General features: G+C 70.4%; 11 protein-coding genes and 1 pseudogene. 7 read left to right on the top strand and 5 right to left on the bottom strand.

All coding sequences use genetic code 11. The features are described from left to right. The 5 genes and pseudogenes from AB0N14_RS00765 to AB0N14_RS00745 form a co-directional block, all read left to right on the top strand. Positions 1–631 (top strand): annotated as a pseudogene (locus AB0N14_RS00765) (histidine kinase); the annotation flags it as partial. Next, a complete protein-coding gene (locus AB0N14_RS00760) occupies positions 628–1131 on the top strand; it encodes a roadblock/LC7 domain-containing protein (RefSeq protein ID WP_366023587.1) in 504 nt (167 codons plus the stop codon). The pseudogene AB0N14_RS00765 and the gene AB0N14_RS00760, both read left to right, overlap by 4 nt. Continuing rightward, the gene (locus AB0N14_RS00755; protein WP_366023586.1) at positions 1128–1532 is read left to right on the top strand and encodes a DUF742 domain-containing protein; all 405 of its coding nucleotides are present in this window, start codon (positions 1128–1130) and stop codon (positions 1530–1532) included. Before AB0N14_RS00760 ends, AB0N14_RS00755 begins: the two co-directional genes overlap by 4 nt. Beyond that, positions 1513–2151, top strand: coding sequence for an ATP/GTP-binding protein (locus AB0N14_RS00750; RefSeq protein ID WP_366023585.1), 639 nt, complete (start codon positions 1513–1515; stop codon positions 2149–2151). The genes AB0N14_RS00755 and AB0N14_RS00750 overlap by 20 nt, the downstream gene beginning before the upstream one ends. Positions 2152–2337: 186 nt before the next feature. Then, positions 2338–3591, top strand: a complete 1254-nt coding sequence (locus AB0N14_RS00745) for a styrene monooxygenase/indole monooxygenase family protein (RefSeq protein ID WP_366023584.1) — start codon at positions 2338–2340, stop codon at positions 3589–3591. Here AB0N14_RS00745 and AB0N14_RS00740 read toward each other — a convergent pair. From AB0N14_RS00740 to AB0N14_RS00725, 4 genes are all read right to left on the bottom strand, one after another. Then, on the bottom strand, positions 3564–4520 hold the full coding sequence (locus AB0N14_RS00740; protein WP_366023583.1) for a hypothetical protein: 957 nt from the start codon (positions 4518–4520) through the stop codon (positions 3564–3566). The two genes, AB0N14_RS00745 and AB0N14_RS00740, sit on opposite strands and share 28 nt — an antisense overlap. 102 nt (positions 4521–4622) lie before the next feature. Continuing rightward, positions 4623–4937 carry a hypothetical protein gene (locus tag AB0N14_RS00735; protein WP_366023582.1) on the bottom strand — a complete coding sequence of 105 codons (315 nt, stop codon included), beginning with the start codon at positions 4935–4937 and terminating at the stop codon, positions 4623–4625. 10 nt (positions 4938–4947) lie between these two features. Further along, positions 4948–5673, bottom strand: coding sequence for a helix-turn-helix domain-containing protein (locus tag AB0N14_RS00730; RefSeq protein WP_366023581.1), 726 nt, complete (start codon positions 5671–5673; stop codon positions 4948–4950). 217 nt (positions 5674–5890) lie between these two features. Next, complete coding sequence (locus AB0N14_RS00725; protein ID WP_366023580.1) at positions 5891–6820, bottom strand: diiron oxygenase; 930 nt, start codon at positions 6818–6820, stop codon at positions 5891–5893. 137 nt (positions 6821–6957) lie between these two features. Between AB0N14_RS00725 and AB0N14_RS00720 the strand changes: the two genes are divergently transcribed. Together AB0N14_RS00720 and AB0N14_RS00715 are read left to right on the top strand one after the other, a co-directional pair. Next, positions 6958–8064 carry a ferritin-like domain-containing protein gene (locus AB0N14_RS00720; protein WP_366023579.1) on the top strand — a complete coding sequence of 369 codons (1107 nt, stop codon included), beginning with the start codon at positions 6958–6960 and terminating at the stop codon, positions 8062–8064. Positions 8065–8172: 108 nt separating this feature from the next. Further along, a complete protein-coding gene (locus AB0N14_RS00715) occupies positions 8173–8811 on the top strand; it encodes a Uma2 family endonuclease (protein WP_366023578.1) in 639 nt (212 codons plus the stop codon). Here AB0N14_RS00715 and AB0N14_RS00710 read toward each other — a convergent pair. Continuing rightward, the gene (locus AB0N14_RS00710) at positions 8756–9247 is read right to left on the bottom strand and encodes a DUF3291 domain-containing protein (RefSeq protein ID WP_366023577.1); all 492 of its coding nucleotides are present in this window, start codon (positions 9245–9247) and stop codon (positions 8756–8758) included. The genes AB0N14_RS00715 and AB0N14_RS00710 overlap by 56 nt on opposite strands. Positions 9248–9260 lie beyond the last annotated feature (13 nt).

Below are 9260 nucleotides of genomic sequence, written 5' to 3'. Positions count from 1 at the left end.
AGGGGACGACTGGGCCGCGCCACGTGCCGAACCCGTACGCGAGCCCGCCGCCCCGGAGCCCGCCGCCGAGCCCGAGTTCGGACCCGAGACCACGATGGAGCTGTTCCTTCCGTCGCCCCGCGTGGAGCCGTCGCCCTGGGCGGAGGAGCCCGCCCCGGCCGCCGACATCCCCGCGCAGGCGGCCGCCGACCCCTATGCCATCGGCCCGGAGAGCCACGAACGCACCGTGGACGAGGGTGAGCCGCGGCCCGCCGCGCAGGCGCCCGGCACCACCGCTCCCGAGCCGCCCGCGCCGGAGGCATCCCAGGAGCCCGAAGCGCCTGAGGAGCCCGAGCCCCCCCGGCTCACCGCCAAGGGGCTCCCCAAGCGCACCCCCAAGATCTCCGCGCCCGCTCCGGCCCCGCGGCCGCGCGCCGGCGGTGTGGACGCCGAGGCGCTGCGCCGCAGGCTCGGCGGGTTCCACCAGGGAGCCAAGGAGGGCTTCCGCCACGTCGAGGCGGAGATCGCCGAGCAGACGGGGGAGACCAAGGCGCCCGGGCACCGGCCCACGGCCCCACCTCAGCACGCGACACCCGGCACCGCACAGGACGTTGAATCATCGGGGGGCACAGTCGAGGAGGCAAGCAGTTGACCGCGTCCAGTACCTTCGGACTGAGCAGTGAAGCCCGCAACCTGCACTGGCTGCTGACCAACCTGGTGGAGGAGGTGCCCGGCATCCTGTCGGTCGCGGTGGTCTCCTCCGACGGCCTGCTCCTGCTCTCGTCCGACCCCGGCCGCGTTGCGGAAGCCCGCGCGGGCCGCGACGGAAGGCCCAGCGGCCCCAAGGGGTCCGCCGCCGACCTCGCCACCATCGTCTCCGGCATCGGCAGCCTCACGATCGGCGCCGCCAAGCTGATGGACGCCGGCCGGGTCAAGCACACGATGGTCGCGATGGACGAGGGCAGTCTGTTCGTCATGTCCATCAGCGACGGCTCGCTGCTCGGCGTGCACGGCTCCGCGGACTGCGACATGAGCGTGGTGGCGTACCACATGGCGCTCTTCGTCGGCCGCGCCGGACACGTCCTGACCCCCGAACTCCGCAGCGAGCTGCGCAGGTCCCTCGAGGCCGAGTCGGCAGGGAGCGCCCGATGAGCGGCACACAGAAGAACCTTCCCGTCCGCGGCGGCGAGCGCAAACCCGCCCGCGTACGCCCCTACTCCCTGACCGGGGGCCGCACCCGCTTCGGCCACGTCCTGCTCGTCGAGACCTTCGTCGCCGCCCTGGACGCCCCCGAGGAGCGGCGGGAACTGACGAATGGTTCACTGTCCACCCGCGTGATGCCGGAGATGCGGGCCATCGTCGAACTGTGCCGCCGTATGCGCACGGTGGCGGAGATCGCGGCACTGCTGAAGATGCCGCTCGGGGTGGTCCGCGTGCTCCTGAGCGACCTCGCGGACCAGGGAAAGATCCGTGTGTACGGAACCGGTCACGGCACGGGACAGCCGGACCGCGCTCTGCTGGAAAGGGTGCTGAGTGGACTCCGTCGTCTCTGACGCCGCCCCGGGCGTCGACCGACTCGTCGTGCCCGACGAGGAACTGAAGGCCTGGCAGACGGACCGTACGCGTGCCCCGATAGCCACGAAGATCGTGGTGGCGGGCGGCTTCGGCGTCGGCAAGACCACCCTGGTGAGCGCCGTCTCGGAGATCACGCCCCTGCAGACCGAGGCGCTGATGACCGAGGCCAGTGAGGAGACCGACGACCTCACCGGCACCCCGGACAAGCTCACCACCACCGTGGCCATGGACTTCGGCCGCATCACGCTCGACGACGACCTGGTGCTGTACCTCTTCGGCACGCCGGGCCAGCAGCGGTTCTGGTTCATGTGGGACGACCTGGTGCGGGGCGCGATCGGGGCGGTCGTCATGGCCGACACCCGCCGGCTCGCGGACTGCTTCCCGGCGCTCGACTACTTCGAGAGCAGCGGCCTGCCGTACATGGTCGCCGTCAACCACTTCGACGGCAGCGAGCGGTTCGAACCCGAGGATGTGCGCGAGGCCCTCACCATTCCCGCACACATACCTGTCATGATCATGGACGCGCGCCGCCGGATCTCGGTGATCGAGACCCTCTTGGCCCTGGTGGGCCACGCGCTGGACGTCACCCCGGAGTAGTCCCCCGGCAGTAAGCGAGCCGAAGGGGCGCGCCGGTGTCGAGGGACCATGGGGGTCCCCCTGCTCGCGCGAAGTCGAGAGCTTGGGGAGCGCGGAGGCCCGAAGGTCTGAGCACGATCGGGCCCTCGACACCGGCCTTCAGCGCCCCGGAGGCGAACGAGCCAAAAGATAGGGAGCACCACCCGCATGCGGAAGATACTCGTCGTCGGAGCCGGCCAATCCGGACTCCAGCTCGCCCTCGGCCTCCAGTCGCACGGGTACGAGGTCACCCTGATGTCCAACCGGACCGCGGACGAGATCCGTACCGGCCGGGTCATGTCGACGCAGTGCATGTTCGACACGGCGCTGCAGCACGAGCGCGACCTGAAGCTGGACTTCTGGGAGTCCCAGGCCCCGAAGATCGAAGGACTCGGCGTGTCCGTCGCCGCTCCCGGCTCGTTCGACCCGGGCCCGTCGCAGCGCGCGATCGACTGGGTGGCGAAGCTCGACGGGTACGCGCAGTCGGTCGATCAGCGGCTGAAGATGGCCGGCTGGATGGAGACGTTCGCGCAGCGCGGCGGCCAGCTCGTCATCCACGGCGCGGCCGTCTCCGACCTCGACTACTTCTCCCGCACGTACGACCTGGTGCTGGTGTCGGCAGGCAAGGGCGAGCTGGTGTCGATGTTCGCCCGGGACCCGGAGCGGTCCCCGTACAGCGAGCCGCAGCGCGCGCTCGCCGTGTCGTACGTCCACGGCCTCGGGCCGCGCCCCGAGCACCCGGACTTCGACGCGGTCCGCTGCAACCTGGTCCCGGGCGTCGGCGAGCTGTTCGTCATGCCGACGCTCACCACCTCCGGCCGCGCGGACATCCTGTTCTGGGAGGGCATACCCGGCGGCCCGCTCGACGTCTTCAAGGGCGTCAAGGACCCCGGCGAGCACCTCTCCCTGACCTTGGAACTCATGGAGAAGTTCACTCCCTGGGAGTACGCGCGGGCCACGAAGGTGGAGCTGACCGACGCCGGCGGCACGCTGGCCGGGCGGTACGCGCCCACCGTGCGCAAGCCGATCGGGCGGCTGCCCGGTGGCGGCCTGGTGCTCGGCGTCGCCGACGTGGTCGTGGCGAACGACCCGATCACCGGGCAGGGCTCCAACTCGGCGTCCAAGTGCGCGGCCGCGTATCTGGCCTCGATCCTCGAACACGGGGACAAGGAATTCGACGAGGCGTGGATGCAGCAGACGTTCGACCGCTACTGGGAGACGGCGCGCCACGTGACCAAGTGGACGAACGCGATGCTGGGTGTGCCGCCGGAGCACGTGCTGAACCTGATCGGGGCGGCGGGGGCCATGCCGCCGGTGGCGCACCGGATCGCCAACGGGTTCAACGACCCTTCGGACTTCGAGAACTTCTTCTACGAGCCGGAGAAGGCCGAGGCCTACCTGGCGTCAGTGGCGGGCGCCTGACCTGACGCCCCCGGGCGCACGGTGCCGGACGCCGTCGGGCCCTCGGCCGTCGGCGTCCGCTCCGCGTCGGGCGCACCGGAGGCCGGGGCCGTCTGCTGGACCGCCGCGGCCGTCTCCTGCTCGACCCGGGCCAGGGCGGCCAGCTGTTCGGGGGTGAGGGAGGCGAGCCGCTTCTCGATGTCCTTCAGCCGCTGTTCGACGTCGTCCCGCGCCTTCTTCTGCTGGTCGGTGAGGGTGAGCTGGTCGTCCAGCGCCTTGCGGGCCGCGCGGGCCAGGGCGTCGGCGCTCCTCTCGGCGTCGGTCAGCTGGTTCACGGTCGCGGCCCGCTCCCGCGTCAACTGGCCGATCAGATGGCCCTCGTCGAGCGCGTGCTGCGGATCGCGGGCGAACAGCACGCGTACGTACGGGGAGAGGGACGCGCTGCTCTGGTACTGCTGCCGGGCCAGCCGGCCGGCCGCGAGGCGGCTGCTCTGCAGGTCGAGCCGGGCCCTGGCGAGCTGCCCGTCGAGCCGGGCCACCTCCGCCTGGCGCTGCTTCAGCTTCTCTGTGGTGGTGTCGTAGGTCTGGGTGGCCTGCTCCACCGCGCGGTAGAGCTGCTGAAGGTCGGTCAGGAGCTGGGCGACTGATGGGGTGCTCGGCTGGACCGAGGGGGTGGGGGCGGGGTCCGGTTGGGCCGTGTTGCCGGGGGCGGGGTCCGGTTGGGCCGTGTTGCCGGGGGCGGGGTCCGGTTGGGCCGTGTTGCCGGGGGCGGGGTCCGGTTGGGCCGTGTCGCTGGGGCCGGCGTCCGGCTGGGTCGTGGCGCTGGGGGCGTCCGGTTGGGCCGTGGTGGTGGGGACGGGGTCCGGGACGGCGATCGCCGGCGCGGCGGCGAGCAGGGCCCACGTGGCTACCGCCGCCGTACCCGCCAGGTGCAGCCACCTTTCTGACATGTCATCACCTCCGGATGCCGGGTGGTCCCTCCACCTCGCACCGGCAGGATGAGACGGGCGCGGCCCGTGCGCGCGCCGAGTGGTCGGTTCGGCGCAGCGAGGTCACTCGTGGGCGGTGTCCGGGCCGTTTCCCGGCGTGGCGCCTGGCGTCCGGCGCGGCTTCGACCACGGCCACCGCGGGCGGCCGCCGGTGTCCCCCTCCGGGTCGTACTCGTACTTCCAGCCCGGGTGGAGACCGAACCTGCCGCTCGGCCCCGCCTGGACGCGACGGTAGACGAGGACGGTGGGCGGACCGCCGGCCGCGTCCGGGACCGGCACGCGGTACGTCTTCGGGGGGTGGCCGGTGAGGCCGAGCAGGACGGGCAGGACGCGCCCGTCCAGCGGGCCGCCGACGAACGCGGTGTCTTGGCTCTTCACGGCACCAGTGTCACAGCAGGTGACCGGCGTCGCCGAGCACGGGCAGGACGCGCCGGGCCAGGGCGCCGACCGGGCCCTCGGCGCTCTCCAGGGCCAGCGCGGAGCGGACCACGGCGGCGGTCTGCGCATCACGTCCCGCGGTGGCCACCAGGCAGGCCACGAACTGCTCCACCAGCCAGTCCCGCAACTCCTCGACCGGGGGCTGCTTGTCCTGGTCGAGCCAGATGAGGGAGGCGGCCTCGACGGAGGTGATCCACATCCGTACGGTCATCCGCAGCACGGGGCCGGGGTCCTCGACGCCGAGGTGGCTGAGGATGTGCTCGGCCGCGGCCCGGCGTACGCCGTCGACGATGGCGGTGGTGCGGGACGTCTCGGCCACGCTGCCGCCCTGGAGCAGGGCGCTGAAACCGGCGTCGTGCCGGGCGACGAAGGCGAGGTAGCGGTCGAGGGCGCGGCCCAGGCGGTGGCTGAGCGGGCCCTCGGGGGGTTCGGCGAAGCACTGCCGGAGGTCGTCGGCGGCGGAGCGGAGGGCGGCCTCGTAGAGCTGCTGCTTGCCGCCGGGGAAGTAGCGGTAGACGAGGGGGCGGGAGACGCCGGCCGCCTCGGCCACGTCGTCGAGGGAGACCTCCTCGGGGGCGCGGTGCGCGAAGAGGGTGAGCGCGGCGTCGAGGAGTTGCCTGCGGCGTTCTTCCACGCTGAGCCTTCGGTACGCGCGCGTGGTGGCCTCGGAGGTCATGTTCGCAGCGTAACCGGAGCTGCCGCAGCTGCGGGCAGTCGTGCCTCCCCCGGTGCCTCAACGGCCTGGGGGGACCCCCAGGGGCGGCATGGGTGGGCGCTGGGGGTCCCCCCTGCTCGAAGAGCTTGGGGGGAGGCACCTCGTAGCGCCGAGTTGCGCGCCCCACCCCCGTCCGGCCCCGGCGCCGGGCACACCCCCAGCGCACGGCAACACCGGGCTACGCCAGCAACCCCGACGACCTCCACAACCGTCGGCCCACACCCCTGAGCACCCCGATGTCGTCCAGGAAGTCCGTCAGCCTCTTCGCTCCCGTCTGCATGATCTCCCTGCGGTGGCCGCTCGCCTTCACCTGGGCCATCGCCTCCCGCTTGTCCAGGCCCACGTTCGTGTAGACCTCCGGGTTCACGAAGGCCACCGAGAACACCCGTGCGAACTCGCCGGACGTGATGCGGGTGAACTCCTGCGACCATCGCGGAGCGGTCAGCATCTGGCGGCGCAGTTCCTCACGGGCGTAGCGGACGTGACGGGCCTCCTCGACCACGTGGATACGGGTGACCCCGCGGATCAGCGGCTGCACCCGCTCGTCGGGGAACGTCAGCCGCTGCATCCAGTCCAGGACCTCCTCGCCCAGCAGCGTGGCCGTGAAGGAGCCCGGTGTGGTCGAGACCGTCTTGAAGACGCGGCCCAGGTTCTGGTGCACCCGGCTCACCGGGTACCAGGGCGTGTCGCCGTGCCCGATCAGCCGGGCGAACATCTTCGAGTGCCGGCACTCGTCCTCGATCTCGGTCAGCGCGTACCGCACGTGCGCGCTCGTCGCCGCCTTGTCGTAGATGTGCCGGACCAGCAGTTGCATCAGGATGATCTCGAACCAGATGCCGAGCGAGGCGAGCGCCGCGGCCTCGTGCTGGGAGAGCAGGATCCGCTGCTCCTCGCTCATCCGCCGCCACAGCGGTGTGTCGTACAGCGACACCAGCTCCGGGGGCCAGAACCACTTTCCTTCCTCGTAGGGCGCGTCCCAGTCCAGTTCATCGTCCGGGTCGAAGGAGTGTTTGGCGGAGGAGACGAGGAGCCGCTCCGCCACCTGCTCCCGGTCCTTGAGCAGTCCCAGCGCGTCGCGCAGCACGTCTGCTTCGGTCACGGTCGTCATCGCTGTGCCCACCACCTCGTCGTACAGGCCGTCTGTTACCCGCGGTCACGGTCTTATGAGACTGCTTGTCAGCAAGGACGTCAATCCCTTGCGTTCCACTTGTTGACGCGGCGTCTACCTCATGTGAGCGTGTGCTCATGCCGACGTTTGAGCTGTACGCCAAGGAGCCGGAGGAACCCCTCTGGCAGGTGCCCGCCAGTGGCGCGGCCCGCTTCAGCTGGGAGTACGACGACGGGCGCGACCGGCTCCTGGCCCTGTACCAGAAGGGCAAGGACAAGCAGTGGGACGGGCAGAAGCGGATCGACTGGGACCTGGAGGTGGACCCGTACGACCCGCTCGGCACACCGGACGAGGCGATGACCCTGTACGGAACGCCGTACTGGGTGAAGATGACCGACAAGGACAAGGGCGAGCTGCGCAAGCACTACGCCTCCTGGCAGTTCAGCCAGTTCCTGCACGGCGAGCAGGGCGCGATGGTGTGCGCGGCGCGGATCGTGGAGTCGGTCCCCGACCTGGACGCCAAGTTCTACTCGGCGACCCAGACCATGGACGAGGCCCGGCACGCGGAGATCTACGGCCGCTTCCTGCACGAGAAGATCGGGATGCTCTATCCGATCAACGACAACCTTCAGGCACTGCTCGGAGACACCCTGCGGGACAGCCGCTGGGACATGCCGTACCTCGGCATGCAGGTCCTCATCGAGGGCCTGGCGCTCGCCGCCTTCGGCATGATCCGCGACACCACGGACAAGCCGCTGCCCAAGCAGATCCTCGCGTACGTGATGCAGGACGAGGCCCGGCACGTCGCCTTCGGGCGGATGGCCCTGCGGGACTACTACAAGCAGCTCACCGACGCCGAACTACGCGAACGCGAGGAGTTCGTCATCGAGGGCTGCTACCTGATGCGGGACCGGCTGCGCGGGGTGGAGGTGCTGGAGAACTTCGGCATCCCCAAGGCCGAGGCGGAGGCGTACAGCGAGAAGTCCGAGTTCCTCCAGCTGTTCCGGCAGTTGCTGTTCAGCCGCATCGTCCCCTGCGTCAAGGACATCGGCCTGTGGGGCAAGCGCCTCCAGCAGGCCTACGTCGACATGGGCGTCTTCGAGATGGGCGACTCGAACCTGGACCTGCTGATGGCACAGGACGAGGAGATCGCCGAGAAGCTGGACGCGGAGCGCTTCGCGGCGGAGGAGAAGGAGCGGGTGGCCGAGGTCGAGGAGGCGATCGAGGTGGGGACGGAGGGGTGAACGGGGCCGTCAACATCGCGCTCGATCGTCGCTCGATGGAGCGGCGAATCGGTATTCGCCCTGGCTAGGCTGTTCACACCTGCCAATCTCCGTCGCATGGGAGCGCTGATGAGTGCAGCAGCCGAGGACGAGTGGGAAGGGCAGTATGCCTATCCGACGCCCCCTCCGGGCGGCTGGACTGCGGACGACCTGGACCGCATTCCGGGTCTCCCGCCGCACACCGAGCTGATCGACGGGGGACTGTTCTTCATGAGTCCGCAGACCGACTTCCATATGGCGACGCTGCGCCTGTTGGAGAACGCTCTCGTGGACGCGGCTCCGGACGCCCTTTATGTCGTCCGCGAGATGACGACCAAGTTGGGGAGGCGTGACCGCCCGGAGCCGGACCTCATGGTGGTGCCCCACAGCGCCCGCACGGGATCGAGTCAGACGTGGTACGACCCCGAGGACGTCATCCTGGCCGTGGAGGTCGTCTCCGAAGACTCGGAGGAGCGCGACCGGGAGATCAAGCCCCGCAAGTACGCGAGCGCCCGCATCCGTCACTTCTGGCGCGTGGAGGAGAACGGCGGACTGCCAGTCGTGTACGTCTACGAACTGGATCCGGCGACCAACTCCTACGCCATCACCGGCATCCACCATGACAAGCTCAGGCTGACCGTCCCGTTCCCCATCGACATCGACCTCACCGCCATCAACCGCCGACCACCGGTCGCCCCTCCCCCGGAGGGAACGACGTCCGCAGAGTGAACGCGTACTCCGTCGGCCCGTGCGCGCGGAGGTGAAGCAGCCGCTCCTCCGCCTCCGCCACCGTCGGGCGGTGGCCCGCCGGGACCCACCACAGGGCCGTGAACGCCTCCTCGAGCCGCTCGAACCACTCTCGGCGCCGCGCCAGCATCTCCCGGTGCTGCCCCTGGTACATGAACGCCGTCAGGGCGTTCGCATCCCGCCATGTCGACATGTTGATGATCAGCCACTCGTCACCCAACACGGGGATGTCCGTGGCGTTGCCCGAGTCGCTCTGCAGCCGCCACACGAAACCGTCGGACCCGTCGGCCGCCGCGTTCACCGGATCCAGGGCCGCCACGAAGTCCTTCAACTGCGGTGATTCCAGCGGGGCCTTGAGGCGGGCGATGTTGACCTCGGCGAGTTCGTAGGTGGCTTTCGGCTGCTGGATGCTCGTCATGGAACCGAACGGT

This window comes from Streptomyces sp. NPDC051104 (genome assembly GCF_040682835.1).
Lineage (GTDB): Bacteria > Actinomycetota > Actinomycetes > Streptomycetales > Streptomycetaceae > Streptomyces > Streptomyces cynarae.
The sequence above is the reverse complement of the archived record's forward strand: the minus strand, read 5'-3'. Positions and strand labels throughout refer to the sequence as shown.